This window comes from Thermomonas sp., from assembly GCF_046293095.1.
GTDB lineage: Bacteria > Pseudomonadota > Gammaproteobacteria > Xanthomonadales > Xanthomonadaceae > Thermomonas.
This window is the reverse complement of sequence record NZ_JBKBPN010000003.1, coordinates 427,354-441,037: the sequence shown is the minus strand read 5'-3', so window position 1 is coordinate 441,037 and position 13,684 is coordinate 427,354. Positions and strand designations below refer to the sequence as shown.

The 13,684-nt window shown below is 70.1% G+C and carries 12 protein-coding genes; 8 read left to right on the top strand and 4 right to left on the bottom strand.

Annotated features, from left to right (window positions below; genetic code table 11):
• Positions 1–16: 16 nt before the first annotated feature.
• The 4 genes from lipA to rarD all read left to right on the top strand — a co-directional run bounded on the left by lipA (position 17) and on the right by rarD (position 5,276).
• Positions 17–1,018 (top strand): lipoyl synthase, encoded by a 1,002-nt coding sequence (gene lipA / locus ACK4SG_RS08240; RefSeq protein ID WP_409601240.1) that lies wholly within the window; start codon positions 17–19, stop codon positions 1,016–1,018.
• Between the two features lie 171 nt (positions 1,019–1,189).
• Positions 1,190–3,373, top strand: coding sequence for a carboxy terminal-processing peptidase (locus ACK4SG_RS08235; protein ID WP_409601239.1), 2,184 nt, complete (start codon positions 1,190–1,192; stop codon positions 3,371–3,373).
• 74 nt (positions 3,374–3,447) lie between these two features.
• A complete protein-coding gene (gene yedA, locus ACK4SG_RS08230; RefSeq protein ID WP_409601238.1) occupies positions 3,448–4,347 on the top strand; it encodes a drug/metabolite exporter YedA in 900 nt (299 codons plus the stop codon).
• Entirely contained in the window at positions 4,344–5,276 is a 933-nt protein-coding gene (rarD, locus tag ACK4SG_RS08225; RefSeq protein WP_409601237.1) for an EamA family transporter RarD, read from the top strand. Before yedA ends, rarD begins: the two co-directional genes overlap by 4 nt.
• A gap of 6 nt (positions 5,277–5,282) precedes the next feature.
• Here the strand turns inward: rarD and ACK4SG_RS08220 are convergent, their stop codons facing one another.
• The 4 genes from ACK4SG_RS08220 to ACK4SG_RS08205 form a co-directional block, all read right to left on the bottom strand.
• Entirely contained in the window at positions 5,283–6,590 is a 1,308-nt protein-coding gene (locus ACK4SG_RS08220) for an ABC transporter permease (RefSeq protein ID WP_409601236.1), read from the bottom strand.
• 12 nt (positions 6,591–6,602) lie between these two features.
• Entirely contained in the window at positions 6,603–7,760 is a 1,158-nt protein-coding gene (locus ACK4SG_RS08215; RefSeq protein ID WP_409601235.1) for an ABC transporter permease, read from the bottom strand.
• 99 nt (positions 7,761–7,859) lie between these two features.
• Positions 7,860–8,549: an ABC transporter ATP-binding protein gene (locus ACK4SG_RS08210; protein ID WP_409601234.1), complete on the bottom strand. Its 690-nt coding sequence runs from the start codon at positions 8,547–8,549 to the stop codon at positions 7,860–7,862.
• A gap of 55 nt (positions 8,550–8,604) precedes the next feature.
• Positions 8,605–9,864, bottom strand: a complete 1,260-nt coding sequence (locus tag ACK4SG_RS08205) for an efflux RND transporter periplasmic adaptor subunit (protein WP_409601233.1) — start codon at positions 9,862–9,864, stop codon at positions 8,605–8,607.
• Positions 9,865–10,148: 284 nt separating this feature from the next.
• On the opposite strand from ACK4SG_RS08205, the gene ACK4SG_RS08200 reads away from it, so the two are divergent.
• Genes ACK4SG_RS08200 through ACK4SG_RS08185 form a run of 4 tightly spaced genes read left to right on the top strand, consistent with a single transcriptional unit; the run spans position 10,149 to position 13,684 of the window.
• The gene (locus ACK4SG_RS08200) at positions 10,149–11,057 is read left to right on the top strand and encodes an ABC transporter ATP-binding protein (protein WP_409601232.1); all 909 of its coding nucleotides are present in this window, start codon (positions 10,149–10,151) and stop codon (positions 11,055–11,057) included.
• Positions 11,057–11,836 carry an ABC transporter permease gene (locus ACK4SG_RS08195; RefSeq protein WP_409601231.1) on the top strand — a complete coding sequence of 260 codons (780 nt, stop codon included), beginning with the start codon at positions 11,057–11,059 and terminating at the stop codon, positions 11,834–11,836. Before ACK4SG_RS08200 ends, ACK4SG_RS08195 begins: the two co-directional genes overlap by 1 nt.
• 28 nt (positions 11,837–11,864) lie before the next feature.
• Positions 11,865–13,043: a sensor histidine kinase gene (locus ACK4SG_RS08190; RefSeq protein WP_409601230.1), complete on the top strand. Its 1,179-nt coding sequence runs from the start codon at positions 11,865–11,867 to the stop codon at positions 13,041–13,043.
• 38 nt (positions 13,044–13,081) lie between these two features.
• Positions 13,082–13,684, top strand: coding sequence for a response regulator transcription factor (locus ACK4SG_RS08185; protein ID WP_409601229.1), 603 nt, complete (start codon positions 13,082–13,084; stop codon positions 13,682–13,684).

Genomic DNA, 13,684 nt, shown 5'->3' with positions numbered 1-13,684 from the left:
GCGCGATAATCGCGGCATGAGCACGCCCCCCCGCAGCATCCCACTCGCCGTCGTTGACGGTGCGGCTTCCCTCGAGCCCGGCGTCCGCCAGGTTGCCGACCAGAAAATCGCGCGTTCGCCGGTGCAGTTCGCCGACGTGCCGACCCTGCGCAAGCCCAGCTGGATCCGGGTCCGTATCCCCAGCGGCAACGCGGTGCAGGCGCTGAAGTCCAAGCTGCGGGAGAACCGCCTGGTCACGGTCTGCGAGGAAGCCAGCTGCCCGAACATCCACGAGTGCTTCGGCCACGGCACCGCCACCTTCATGATCCTGGGCGAAGTCTGCACGCGCCGCTGCAGCTTCTGCGACGTGGCCCACGGCCGGCCCAAGCCGCCGGATCCGCTGGAGCCGCTGCGCCTGGCGCAGACAGTGAAGGACATGGGGCTGCGCTACGTGGTGGTCACCAGCGTGGACCGCGATGACCTGCGCGACGGTGGTGCCGGCCACTTCGTGGACTGCATCGCGGCGATTCGCGAGATGGCGCCTGGGACCCGCATCGAAATCCTGACCCCGGACTTCCGCGGCAAGGGCCGGATGGAGCGCGCGCTGGAGATCCTGGCGCTCAACCCGCCGGACGTGTTCAACCACAACATCGAGACCGTGCCCGACCTGTACCGCAACGTGCGTCCGGGTGCCGACTACCAGTGGTCGCTGACTCTGCTGCAGAAGTTCAAGGCGCAGCACCCGGCCATCCCGACCAAGTCCGGCATCATGCTGGGCCTGGGCGAAACCTTGGAGCAGGTGCAGGCCACCCTGCGCGACCTGCGCGCGCACGACGTCGAGATGGTCACCATTGGCCAGTACCTCCAGCCCAGCACCCACCACCACCCGGTGCTGCGCTACTGGACCCCGGAGGAGTTCCAGGCACTGGCCGACTACGGCCACGGGCTGGGCTTTTCCCACGTCGCCTCCGGCCCGATGGTGCGTTCCAGCTACCACGCCGACCAGCAGGCTGCCGAGGCCGCCCGCGCGCCGGCCTGAACCCCCGGCCTCGCCTCGACGCCGGGCGTGCACGGGCGTTCACAAACCGCCCGGCGGTGCGGGTAGAGTGGCAAGGCAGCGCAGTGCGAACTTCCGGCACTGGCGCGTGGTCTTTGTGAACGACACCCTGTCCGCCACCCCTTGCAGCGGCCCCCACGCCGCGGAACCCCGATGATCCGCAACCGCCCCCTGATCGCTCTGACCCTTGGCCTGGCGCTGGCCGCGCCGCTGGCTTTGCTGGCCGGCAGCGGCGACCTCGCCCTGTCCGCCGGCCCCACTCCGGACCAGTCCACCACCGCGCGGATGGTGTACGGGCTGCTGTCCGACAGCCGCTATGCCTACCGGCCGCGCGCGCTGGACGACGCCCTGTCGCGCGAGATCCTCACCGAGTACTTGAAGACACTGGATCCCGGCAAGGTCTTCCTGACCGCACAGGACGTGGCCGACTTCGACCGCTACGCCACCACCCTGGACGATGCGATCAAAAGCGGCCAGGTGGATCCGGCGTGGACGATCTTCGCCACCTACCAGCAGCGCGTGCAAGAGCGCATCGGTTATGCGCGCAGCCTGCTCAAGGGCCAGTTCGATTTCACCAAGGACGAGCGCTACGCCTACGACCGCGAAGACGCCCCTTGGGCGGATGCGGCCGCGCTGGACGCGCTGTGGCGGCAGTCGGTCAAGAACGACTGGCTGCGCCTGAAGCTGGCCGGCAAGCAGCCGGACGAGATCCGCAAGACGCTGGACAAGCGCTATGCGAACCTGCTGTCCAGCGTGCGCGAGCTGAAGGGCGACGAGGTCTTCCAGAGCTTCCTCAACGCCTACGCCGGCAGCATCGACCCGCACACTAGCTACATGACCCCGCGCAGCGCGGAGAACTTCAACGTCTCGATGTCCAATTCGCTGGAAGGCATCGGCGCGGTGCTGTTCCGCCAGGATGACGTGGTGGTGGTGCGCGAGATGGTGCCGGGCGGCCCGGCCGCGCGCAGCGGCAAGCTCAAGCCGGGCGACCGCATCGTGGGCGTCGGCCAGGGCAGTTCGGGCGAGATGAAGGACGTGATCGGCTGGCGCATCGACGACGTGGTCGCGCTGATCCGCGGTGCGGCCAACACCCAGGTGCGGCTGGACGTGGTGCCCGCCGAGGCGCCGCTGGACAGCAAGCCGCAGCAGCTCGTGCTGACCCGCGCCAAGGTGCGGCTGGAGGATCAGCGCGCCAAGGCCGAGACCATCGTGGTCCCGGCCACAGCCGATGCCCCGGCGCGCCGCATCGGCGTGGTCAAGCTGCCCGGTTTCTACCAGGACTTCGAGGCCCGTCGCCGTGGCGACAAGAACTACGCCTCGGCCACCCGCGACGTGGCCAGGATGCTGGCCGATTTCCGCGCGCAGAAGGTCGATGGCGTGGTGCTGGACCTGCGCGGCAACGGCGGTGGCTCGCTGAACGAAGCGGTGGAGCTGACCGGCCTGTTCATCGACAAGGGCCCGGTGGTGCAGGTGCGCGAATCCGGCGGCAAGGTCAACGTGCAGTACGACCAGGACGCGGGCGTCGCCTGGGACGGCCCGCTGGCGGTGCTGGTCAACCGCGGCTCGGCGTCGGCGTCGGAGATCGTTGCTGGCGCCATCAAGGACTACGGGCGCGGCCTGATCATCGGCGAGGACACCTTCGGCAAGGGCACCGTGCAGACGCTGGTGGACCTGGACCGCTGGCCGGCCAACGAGACGCCGCGCTTCGGCGAGCTCAAGCTCACCGTGGCGCAGTTCTTCCGTCCGGACGGCAGCAGCACGCAGAACAAGGGCGTGGCGCCCGACGTGGCGTTCCCGGCCAGCGTGGATGCCACCGAGTTCGGCGAGAGCACCTACCCCAACGCGCTGCCGTGGACGCGCATCGCCGCGGCGCCGCACGTGCGCTACGGCAACTTCGCGCCGCTGCTGGCGCAGTTGCAGGTGCGCCACCAGACGCGTTCTGCGAAGGACGTGGAGTTCCAGTGGTGGGTCGAGGACGTGCGCCGGTTCCGCGAGGAGCAGGCGAAGAAGTCGATCTCGCTCAACGAGGCCGAGCGCCGCGCCGAGCGCGACCGCTTCGACGCGCAGCGCAAGGAGCGCGCGGAGATCCGGGCCCGCCTTGGCCTGCAGCGCGACCCGCTGCTGGAGTCACGCGCCGATGACGGCCTGACCGCCGACGAGCGCAACGTGGCCGATTCGGTGGCGCGCGAGCAAGCGGCGCGCAACGCCACCGATCCGCTGCTGCGCGAGTCCGCGGCAATCCTGGCCGACGCGGTGGGCCTGCTCGGCAAGGACGCGGCGCTGGCGGCGCAGGTGCTGCCGGCCACCCGCAATGCCGCGGGGCACTGGGCCGACTGAGTCCTCGCGCCTCCCTTCGTGAATCCCTGGCGGGCACCTTCGGGTGCCCGCCGTTGTCTGCAAGGTCCTCGACGATGCCGTCCTCGCCGGTTCCCACCGCTTCCGCCACCCGCGTCGCGCTGGCGTTGAGCGCGGTCTATCTGATCTGGGGCTCCACCTATCTCGCCATCCGCTTCGCGCTGGAGGGCGGGTTTCCGCCGTTTCTGCTGGGCGGCATCCGCTTCCTCGTCGCCGGTGGGCTGATGTTCGCGGTGTTGCGCTGGCGCGGCGTGGCGGCGCCCACCCGCGCGCAGTGGGGCAATGCCGCGGTGATGGGCGGGCTGATGCTGCTGCTGGGCAACGGCATGGTGAACCTGGCCGAGACCAAGGTGTCGTCGGGCCTGGCCGCCGTCACCGTGGCGTCCGCACCGCTGTGGATGGCCGTGTTTGCGGCGATGCGCGGCCACCGGCCGACGCGGCTCGAGATGGTCGGCCTGGGCATCGGCTTCGTCGGCGTGGTCTGGCTCAGCACCGGCGGCAGCCTGACCGGCGCGCCGCTCGGGCTGCTGGCCCTGCTGGTGGCCTCGGTGTCGTGGTCGTTCGGCTCGATCTGGAGCCGCGGTCGCGATCTGCCATCGCCCTTCATGTCCTCGGCCGCGCAGATGCTGTGCGGCGGCGCGCTGATGCTGGCCGTCGGCCTGGGCCTGGGCGAGCGCCTGCATGGCATGCCTACGGCGCATGCCATCGGCGCGTTCTGGTACCTGGTGGTGATGGGCTCGCTGGTCGGTTTTTCAGCCTATATCTGGCTGCTGCACCACGTGCGGCCGGCGCTGGCCGGCAGCTACGCCTACGTCAATCCCGCGATCGCCGTCGCGCTGGGCGCGTGGCTGGCGCACGAGCGTTTCGGCCTGCGCGAGCTGGTGGCGATGGGCGTGATCCTGGCCGGCGTGGTTGCGATCACCCTGGCCAAGGCCGCGAAGGGCAAGCCGGCATGAGCGTGCACGGCCGTGCGGACGTCGCCCGCGGAACCTGGGCGGCGGTGGGCACCTTCGTCCTGTGGGGCGTGGCGCCTTTGTACTGGCACCTGTTGAAGGCGGTGCCGCCGCTGCAGATCGTGCTGCACCGGGTGGTGTGGAGCGCGTTGCTGGTGGCGGGTTTCCTGGTCTGGCGTGACGGCCGCCACTGGCTGCGCGACGTGCTGGCCGGGCAGCCGCGGCTGCGCTGGATGCTGCTGCTCAGCGGCCTGCTGATTTCCTTCAATTGGGGCCTGTACATCTGGGCGGTCAACGCCGGCCACGTGGTGGAGACCGCGCTGGGCTACTTCATCAACCCGCTGCTCAATGTGGTGATCGGCGTGCTGTTCCTGCGCGAGCGGCTGCGCCCGCTGCAGTGGGCATCGGTGGCGATCGCCGCGGTGGGCGTGCTGTGGCTGACCGTGCGCTATGGCCAGTTCCCGTGGATCGCGATCGCGCTGGCGGTGTCGTTCGGCATCTACGGCGTGCTGCGCAAGCTGGCGCACGTGGACTCGGTGACGGGCCTGGGCGTCGAAAGCGCCTACCTGTTCGTGCCGGTGCTGGGCGTGCTGCTGTGGAGCGAGTCGCACGGTACCGGCGGCTTCCTGCCGCACGCCGATGCCCCCGGCTACGGGCTGGCGATCGACGCGCTGCTGGTGCTGTCGGGCCTGGTGACCGCGCTGCCGCTGGTGGGCTTTGCGTACGCGGTGCGGCGGATCTCGCTGACCAGCGTGGGCCTGCTGCAGTTCATCGCGCCGACCCTGCAGTTCCTGATCGGCGTGTTCGTGTTCGCCGAGCCGTTCGACCGCTCCCGCCTGGTCGGCTTCGCCTGCATCTGGCTGGCGCTGGCGGTGTTCGTGGCCGACAGCATCCACCACTCCCGCCGGCTGCGTCCGGCGGAACTGGCCTGAGCGCGATCACGCCGAACGCAGCGCCTCGGTGACCGGCAACCGCGCCGCGCGCAGCGCCGGGAACAGGCCGCCGACCAGGCCGATGCCCAGCGCCCACTTCAGTCCGGTCCACGCCAGTTCGGGGCTGACTTTGAACTGGAACACCACCTGGCTGAAGTTCTGGCCCAGCGTGCTGACGGTGTAGCCGTTGAACAGCACCCAGGCGATGGCCGCGCCCAGCACGCCGCCCAGCAATGCCAGCAGCATCGTCTCCAGCATCACCGCGGTGACCACCGGCACGCTGCGGAAGCCCAGCGCGCGCAGGGTGGCGATCTCACGGGCGCGTCCGGCCACCGCGGCGTACATGCTGTTGAGCGCACCGAACACCGCGCCGATCGCCATGATCGCGCCGATCACCGTGCCCAGGATCCGGATCAGCTTGGTCAGCCCTTCGGACTGCTTGCCGTAGTAGTCGCGGGTGGTGCTGGCGTCCAGCTTCAGGCGTGGGTCGGCGGCCAGCGCGGCCTTGAGCTGCTGGAAGCCCGTCCTGCCGTCCAGCTTCACCGTGACCGACTGGAATGCGCTGCGCTGGTAGGCCGGGCCCAGCACGTCGGCATCGGTCCACAGTTCGGAGTCGTGCGCGTCCTTGGATTCGAACGCGCCCACGACCGTCCACATCTGGTTGGCCAACTTCAGTTGCCTGCCGACCTGCAGCCCGCGGAACTGGCGCTGCGCGCCCTTGCCCACGACGATCTCACGCAGTCCCGGGGTGAACTTGCGGCCCTCGACGATCTTCAGCTGCGGCCGGATCGCCCAGCCGGCCGGGCCGACGCCGCGGAACTGCACGTTGGCGTCGGTGCCGTCGGCCTTGGACGGCAGGTTGACCACCTGCGACAGCTCGGGCGAGGCCAGTGCCTTGCCGTCGGTGCCGCGCGCGATGCCGGGCAGCGCGGTGATCAGTGACACCTGGTCGCGGGTGATGACCGAGTTGGTCTCCGCCTGCGAGCCGGCGCGCAGCAGGATTGCGGTGTTGGTGTCGCCGGTCTTGTCCAGCGTGGCCTTGAACCCTTCCCCCATCGCCAGCATCGCCACCAGCACGCCGACCACGCCGGCGATACCGATGACAATGACGCTGGAGGCGCCCCAGCGCTGCGGCAGGCCGGCGATGCCGATCTTGGTGGCTTCGCGCGCCAGCCGGCCGCTGCGGGTGGTCAACAGCCAGAGGGCGATGGCGGCGACCAGTGCCAGCACCAGCGGCCACGGCAGGACGATCCAGGCGCCCAGGCCCAGGGCCAGCAGCAGGACGGTGGCAAGGCCGGAAAAGAAACGCTTCATGGGGTGCTCCTCTTAGCGACCGGCCAATGCATCGACGATGTTCAGGCGCATCCCGCGGACGGCGGGCAGCAGCCCGACCAGCAGCCCGATGCCGACCATCAGCGCCAGGCCCATGCCCCAGGTCTGCGCCAGCAGGCCCGGCAGCTGGATCATGCCGCCGCTGGCGGCGCCCACCGCCGGCACGATGGCCGCCGCCAGCGCCATGCCCAGCAGGCCGCCCAGCACCACCAGCAGCACCGATTCGCCCAGCACCAGCCACAGCACGCTGCGGTTGGAGAAGCCGATGGTCTTCAGCACCGCCAGCTCGGGGATGCGCTCGCGCACCGCCTGCGCCATGGTGTTGCCGGTCAGCAGCAGCAGGGTGAAGAACACCGCGCCCATGATCGCCGACACGATCAGGCCGATGTCCGCGAACTGCTTGGCGAAGCTCTGGTTGAACGCGGCTTCGCTCTGGGTCTTGGTCTCGTGGTCGGAGTTCTCGCTGAGCCGGTCGATGGCGCGGGCCACCTGCTCGGCCTGTGCCGGGCTCTGCGGCTCGATTACCCACCAGCCCACCCGGCCCTTCACGTAGTCGTTGGCCTCGTCGAAATACTTCCAGTGGAAGAACAGCACGCGCTCCTGCCCTTTCTGCTTCGGATCGGCCACCGTGTAGATGCCGCGCAGCGTGAACGTCCAGTCATTGCTGCCGCGGGTGGGGAAGATGGTGGCCTGCAGCGGGATGGTGTCGCCCACCTTCCAGCCGAACTGCTTGGCCAGCGACTCGCCGACGATGGCGCCGCGCTGGTCGGCCAGCCAGGCCTTCTTCTGCGCGGCCGGCAGCTTGAACTCCGGATACAGGTCCAGGTAGTCCGGGCTGACGCTGAAATTGGCGAAGAAGTTCTTCGGGTCGCGGTAGATGCCGCCGAACCATGCCGCAAAGGCCGCCTTCTTCACGCCCGGCACGGCGCGAATCTGCGCATCCAGCCGGTACGGCAGCATCTGCGTGATCGACAGCCGCGACGTGGTGATCATGCGGTTGGCACCGGCCACGCTGCCGCCGGAATTGAACGCCACGCGCACCGAATCCAGCATCCCGAACAGCAGGAACGCGGCCACCACCGACAGCAGGGTGAGCAATGTGCGGGTCTTGCTGCGCGTCAGCGCGGCCCAGACGAGAGGGAGGTATTTCACGTCGCGATCCTCAGTTGGTTACGCAGTGCCATCCGTGGCGCAGCACCCGCTCGGCATCCATGCCTCGCCCTCGCAAGCCGCGCGCGATGCCGGATGGCATCACGCAAACGCGGCTTGCTCGACCAGGTTGCCCTTGTCGAGGTGCAGCGTGTGGGTGGCGTATTCCGCGGCCTTAGGGTCGTGGGTCACCATCACGATGGTCTTGCCATGGGTGCGGTTGAGCTCCTGCAGCAGGCTCAGGATCTCCTCCGCCGAGGCGCGATCCAGGTCGCCGGTGGGCTCGTCGCAGATCAGCAGGGTGGGGTCGGAGACGATCGCGCGGGCGATCGCCACGCGCTGCTGCTGGCCGCCGGAGAGTTCGTTCGGGCGGTGCTTGCCGCGGTCGGCCAGGCCCACCAGTTGCAGCGCGATGGCGGCGTTCTGGCGGCGCTGTGCGGCCGACAGCCGGGTCAGCAACAGCGGCAGCTCCACGTTCTTCTGCGCGGTCAGGGTGGGCATCAGGTTGTAGAACTGGAACACGAAGCCGACGTTGTTGCTGCGCCATTGCGCCAGCTGGCCGGAGCCCATCTTCTCGATGTGCTGGCCGGCGATTTCAATCGTGCCCGAGGTGGGCGAATCCAGCCCGCCGATCAGGTTGAGCAGGGTGGTCTTGCCGGAACCCGACGGCCCCATCAGTGCGACGAAGTCGCCCTCGGCGATGTCGAGGTCGATGCCGCGGAGCACATCCACGGTCTCGGGGCCGCGCCGGTAGGTCTTGTGCAGGTTGCGGATGCGGACGAGGGTGGACATGGGTTGGATCTCCTGGGAGGCGCCATCCCCGCGTCGGCGGGAACGGCGGAGGTTGTCATTCGTTGTTCGCGTCGCCGGCCGAATCCTCACGCGCCACGGTCACCCGCGCGCCGTCGGCCAGCGTTTCCGGCGGATCCAGCACGACCTGCTCGCCGCCACGCAGCCCTTCCAGCACTTCGCGGTCGTCGCCCAGGGTGCGGCCCAGCGTCAGCGTGCGCTGCGCCACCTTGCCGCCCACCACGACAAAAGCCACGTCCTTGTCGCCGCGCTGGGTGATGGCGGCGGCAGGCACCAGCACGCCCGGCTTTGCCGCCGCCTGCGTGGGCTTGGCCTCTTCCAGGAAGCCAACGCGTGCGCCCATGTCGGGCACGATGCGCGGATCGCCCTTGGCGTCCAGGCCCACGCGCACCTTCACCGTGGCCTTGCCGCGATCGGCCGCGGGGATGATGGCAATCACCTTGCCGGGAATCTTCCAGTCCTGGTAGGCGTTGAGCACGGTCTCGGTCGGCATGCCGGGCTTCACCCGGCCGATGTAGGCCTCGCCCACTTCCACCTCGACTTCGAGGCTGTTCATGTCGACGATCGTGCCGATGCCGGTGCGGGTGAAGCCGCCGCCGGCCGACAGCGGGGAGACGATCTCGCCCGGCTGCGCGGACTTGGCAATCACTACGCCGGCAAAGGGCGCGCGCACGATGGTGTTGTCCACGCCGTTGCCGGCGATGCGCAGGCCGTCGCGCGCCACCTGCGCGTTGCGCTGGGCGGTGGTCAACTGTGCGCGCAGGGCATCGCGCGATGCAACGGCCTGGTCGTACTGCGCGCGTGAGACCAGCTTCTGCGCGACCAGCGTGGACAGCCGCGCGGCGTTCGCTTCGGCTTCCTTCAGTTGCGCCTGCACGCTGGCGATCTGGCTTTCCGAGGCGGCCAGCTGCGAGGCGGACAGCGCGCGCTGGGCCTCGGCGTCCACCGGGTCCAGACGCGCCAGCACCTGACCCTCTTCGACCTTCTGGCCCTCCTCGATCAGCACCTCGCGCACGCGGCCGGTCACCTTGGCCGAGACCGTGGCCATGCGTCGCGCCACCACGTAGCCGGTGGCATCCAGTACCGAGGTGCTGCCGCCAGCACTGGCGCCGATCGCGGTGGCCTCGGCGGTGCGTACGGTGACGTTCTTGCCGCGCAGCAGGAACAACCCGCCCGCGGCCAGCACCGCCAGGGCGGCCACGCCCAGGCCGATCCATAGTCCTTTGCGCGAAGGCGGGGGCGGCGCGGCGTTGCGGTCGATCTTCAGGGATTTCAGCAGGTCGGCGTTGGTGTTCATGGGCAAGTCGGAGGCGGATGGACAAGGGCGCGGGGCGGCGGGACGCGCTGCGGGCGCATGGCGCCACCTTCGGGCATGGGAATCCGCGTGTCAAGTTTCCTTTACATAGCGCCATCGAGAGGCGGCTGTCCGGAACAGGCCCGTCGCCATCACCGATGCAGGCAGGGTAGTGATCGCGCGGCCCGCGGTCAGGTGATGGTTGTCATGTGATTCGGCTGACGGTGGCGAATGTCACGCCCGCGGGCGAACGCCGAGTATGCCGCCATCGCAACGGGAGACAGTGCATGCCGGTCGGACACGCAGTGGTGGCGGAATTGGAAGGCGCGCGCAAGCGCTACGGCGGCACGCAGGCACTGGATGGGCTGGACCTGGCGCTGCACGCCGGCCGGGTGACCGCGCTGCTGGGCGCCAACGGCGCCGGCAAGAGCACGGCGGTGCACCTGCTGCTGGGCCTGCTGGCGGCGGACGCGGGCGCGGTCCAGGTGTTCGGCCGCCCGGCGTCCTCGCGCACGGCGCGGTTGGGCACCGGCGCCATGCTGCAGAGCGCCGGCCTGCCCGACCGCCTGCGGGTGGGCGAGCTGCTGGCGCTGGTCCGAAGCTATTACCCCGATCCCCGCAGTACCGCCGACTGTGTGGCGCTGGCCGGCCTTGACGGTCTGCTGGAGCGGCCTTACCGGGCGCTGTCCGGTGGCCAGCAGCGGCGGGTGCAGTTCGCGCTGGCGCTGTGCGGCCGGCCGCGCCTGCTGTGCCTGGACGAGCCAACCACTGGGCTGGACATCGAGGCGCGGCAAACCCTGTGGGCAGCGGTGCGCGAGCTGGTGGGCGAGGGCTGCGGCATATTGCTGACCACGCACTACCTGGAAGAGGCGGAGGCGCTGTCCGACCACGTGGTGGTGGTCGATGCCGGGCGCAAGCTCGTGGAGGGCAGCGTGGCGGCGATCCGCGGCCACGTGGCGCAGCGGCGTATCCGCTGCGTGACCGCACTGGAGGCCGATGCCGTGGCGGCGTGGCCGGGAGTGCGCTCCGCGCGGCGCGAGGGCGATGCCCTGCAGGTGGTCGCCGACGCCGCCGAGCCGGTGGTGCGCCGCCTGCTGGACGCAGACGCCAGCCTGCACGACCTGGAAGTGCAGCGCGCCGGCCTGGCCGACGCTTTCCTTGCCCTCACCCGCACGTCCCAACAGGAGGCCGCCTGATGACCATCGCGACATCCACGTCCGCCCGCCTGCCGCTGCGCGCCTACGCGAACGAGGTGCGCTGCGAATGCCTGCGCATGCTGCGCGATCCGGCGTTCTGCATCCCGGTCATCGGCTTTCCGCTGATGTTCTATCTGCTGTTCGCGGTGGCGTTGAACCGCCAGCACAGCGCCGCCACCGCGCAGTACCTGCTGGCCACCTACGGTGCATTCGGCGTGATCGGCGTCGGCCTGTTCGGGTTCGGTGTAGGCGTGGCGGTGGACCGCGAGCGCGGCTTTCTGCGCCTCAAACGCGTGCTGCCCACCCCGCCCGGCGCGATGCTGCTGGCCAAGCTGGCGATGGCGATGTTGTTCGCGACGATGATTTCGGGGCTGATGGGGCTGCTGGGCGCGACGGTGGCGCATGTCGCGCTGGCGCCGTGGCAATGGCTGGCGCTGCTGGCCGTCGATGTGCTGGGCGTGCTGCCGTTCGCCGCCATCGGCCTGTACATCGGCACGCGGGTCGGTGCCAGCGCGGCACCGGCGCTGCTCAATGCGCTGTACCTGCCGATGGCCTTCCTGTCGGGGCTGTGGCTGCCGCTGTCGATGCTGCCGGCTGTGCTGGCGAAGCTGGCGGTGTTGTGGCCGGCCTACCACGTGGGCCAGCTGGCGCTGCAGGTGGTCGGCTTCGACCAGGGCCAGTCGCCGTGGCTGCATGTCGGCGTGCTGGCCGGTATCACCACGGTGTTCTTCACGCTGGCGCAGCGGCGCCTGTCGCGGCCCGCGGCGGCCATGCCATGATCCGCATGTCGCGCTGCCGGAGCCATCGATGACCTTCGCCCCGCCCCTGCGCTGGATGCGCCCGGCGCCGGATTCACTGGTCGCACAGGACCTGCGGCTGGGGCGGTCGCCGTGGACGCACCACATCCACCTGGTGTGGTCGATCTGGGTCTTCCTGACCCCGGCGTTTTCCGGCGGTGCCTACGGCTATACCCTGCGCTGGCTGCTGCTCACCCTGCTGTCATTCCCGCTGTTTCTGCTGCTGTTCCAGATCAGCGTGTGCGCACCGGAACGCCGGGCGAAGCTCGCTGCGCTGGGGATGGTGGCGCTCTGTTTCGGCCTGCTGCCCTGGTACCCGTCCGGGCTGAGCTACTTCATCTTCGGCTGCGTGATGCTGCAGCCGCGTGGCAAGGGCTCGCTGCTGCGCTATCTGGGCGTGCTGGCAGCGTGCAACGCCGCATTGCTCCTCTATGCACGCCACCTCGGCTATCCGTGGATATCGCTGGTGTGGATGCCGGCGGTCACCGCCATCATCGGCATGATTACGCTGGTGGAGCGGATCAACCGCCAGCGCGACGCCATCCTCAAGCTCTCGCACGAGGAAGTGCGCCGACTCGCGGCGCTGGCCGAGCGCGAGCGCATCGGCCGTGATCTGCACGACCTGCTGGGCCACACGCTGTCCATGGTGGCGCTGAAGTCGGACCTGGCCGGGCGCCTGCTGGCGCGCGATCCCGCCGCCGCGAAGGCGGAGATCGCAGAGGTCAGCCGGGTGGCGCGCGATGCGTTGGCGCAGGTGCGCGGTGCGGTCAGCGGCATCCGCGCGGCCGGCATCGCCGCCGAGCTCGCCTCGGCCAAGCTGCTGCTGGAAACCGACGGTGTGGCGTTCGAGTACCGCTTCGACGATGGCTTTTCCGGTGCCGGCCTGCCGGCCGCGGTCGAGTCGGCGCTGGCGATGACGGTGCGCGAGGCCGCCACCAACATCCAACGCCATGCACGCGCGCGCCGCGCCCAGGTGCGCTTTGGCGTGGAAGCCGGCGAGGCGGTGCTGCGCGTCGAGGACGATGGCCGTGGCGGCGCGCTGGTGCCGGGCAACGGGTTGTCCGGCATGCGCGAGCGCATCGAGGCGGTGCGCGGCCGCCTGCGCGTCGACGCCGGTGCCGGACAGGGCACCCGCATCGAGGCGCGCGTGCCGCTGGCGGCGAACGACGACCTGCCCGTGGCGTCCTGAGGTTGGCGCGACGGCACGATCTGCTAACGTGCCGCGCCATGATCCGCATCCTCATCGCCGAAGACCAGGCCATGCTGCGCGGCGCGCTGGCCGCGCTGCTGGGCATGGAGTCGGACATCGAGGTGGTGGCCACCGCCGCCGACGGCGAGGCCGCCTGGCGCGAACTGCAGCGGCACGCGCCGGACGTGCTGCTGACCGACATCGAGATGCCCGGCCTCACCGGGCTGGATCTGGCCCAGCGTATTGCCCGCCACGAGCTGCCGGTGCGCGTCGTGGTCATCACCACCTTCGCCCGCGCCGGCTACCTGCGCCGCGCGCTGGACGCCGGCGTGCGCGGCTACCTGCTGAAGGACGCACCGGCCGAGCAGCTGGCCGAGGCGTTGCGCCAGGTCCACCGCGGCGGCCGCGCCATCGACCCGCAGCTGGCGCTGGAAGCCTGGGGCGAGGCCGATCCGCTGACCGACCGCGAGCGACAGGCGCTGCGGCTGGCCGGCGAAGGCCTGTCCGCCGCCGAGATCGCCCAGCGCCTGAACCTGTCGCACGGCACCGTGCGCAACTACCTGTCCGAAGCGATCGGCAAGCTCGGCGTCGGCAACCGCATCGAAGCCTACCGGCTGGCCCGCCAGAAGGGCTGGCTGTAG

Coding starts and splice junctions, on each gene's coding strand:
- rarD (WP_409601237.1), top strand. CDS start 4,344: ATGAGCGTGCACGGCCGTGCGGACGTCGCCCGCGGAACCTGGGCGGCG.
- yedA (WP_409601238.1), top strand. CDS start 3,448: ATGCCGTCCTCGCCGGTTCCCACCGCTTCCGCCACCCGCGTCGCGCTG.
- ACK4SG_RS08235 (WP_409601239.1), top strand. CDS start 1,190: ATGATCCGCAACCGCCCCCTGATCGCTCTGACCCTTGGCCTGGCGCTG.
- ACK4SG_RS08200 (WP_409601232.1), top strand. CDS start 10,149: ATGCCGGTCGGACACGCAGTGGTGGCGGAATTGGAAGGCGCGCGCAAG.
- ACK4SG_RS08210 (WP_409601234.1), bottom strand. CDS start 8,549: ATGTCCACCCTCGTCCGCATCCGCAACCTGCACAAGACCTACCGGCGC.
- ACK4SG_RS08190 (WP_409601230.1), top strand. CDS start 11,865: ATGACCTTCGCCCCGCCCCTGCGCTGGATGCGCCCGGCGCCGGATTCA.
- ACK4SG_RS08195 (WP_409601231.1), top strand. CDS start 11,057: ATGACCATCGCGACATCCACGTCCGCCCGCCTGCCGCTGCGCGCCTAC.
- lipA (WP_409601240.1), top strand. CDS start 17: ATGAGCACGCCCCCCCGCAGCATCCCACTCGCCGTCGTTGACGGTGCG.
- ACK4SG_RS08185 (WP_409601229.1), top strand. CDS start 13,082: ATGATCCGCATCCTCATCGCCGAAGACCAGGCCATGCTGCGCGGCGCG.
- ACK4SG_RS08220 (WP_409601236.1), bottom strand. CDS start 6,590: ATGAAGCGTTTCTTTTCCGGCCTTGCCACCGTCCTGCTGCTGGCCCTG.
- ACK4SG_RS08205 (WP_409601233.1), bottom strand. CDS start 9,864: ATGAACACCAACGCCGACCTGCTGAAATCCCTGAAGATCGACCGCAAC.